This window comes from Streptomyces sp. cmx-4-9, from assembly GCF_046548835.1.
Classification (GTDB): domain Bacteria; phylum Actinomycetota; class Actinomycetes; order Streptomycetales; family Streptomycetaceae; genus Streptomyces.
The window spans coordinates 1-518 of record NZ_JAEBEE010000037.1; the positions used below are offsets into that span (position 1 = coordinate 1).

A 518-nucleotide genomic window follows, 5' to 3' on the forward strand; every position below is an offset into this window, starting at 1 on the left:
CGCACCCGCGACACCAACCGCGTCGCCAGCAGCGAATGACCACCCAACTCGAAGAAATGGTCATCCACCCCCACCCGCTCCACACCCAGCACCTCACCGAACAGCCCGCACAGAATCTCCTCCTGCGCCGACCGCACCACCCGCCCCCCACCCGCAACCACCTCAGGCACCGGCAGACCACCCCGGTCCACCTTCCCATTCGGCGTCAACGGCAGCCCCTCCAACACCACCACCACCGACGGCACCATGTACTCCGGAAGCCGCTCCCCCACCCCCGCACGCACCACCACACCACTCAGCACCACACCACCGACCGGCACCACATAACCCACCAGCCGCCGATCCCCCGCACGATCCTCCCGAACCACCACCACCGCCTGACCCACACCAGGCAACGCCGAAAGAACCGCCTCCACCTCCCCCGGCTCCACCCGGAAACCACGCACCTTCACCTGCTCGTCCGAACGCCCGACGAACTCCAGCACACCCCCCGCACCCCACCGCGCCACATCACCCGT

At 68.5% G+C, this 518-nt stretch carries 1 protein-coding gene; it reads right to left on the reverse strand.

All coding sequences use genetic code 11. The features are described from left to right. The coding region (locus ACLJTM_RS34640; protein ID WP_411107801.1) for an AMP-binding enzyme at window positions 1-518 on the reverse strand (518 nt) is incomplete at both ends.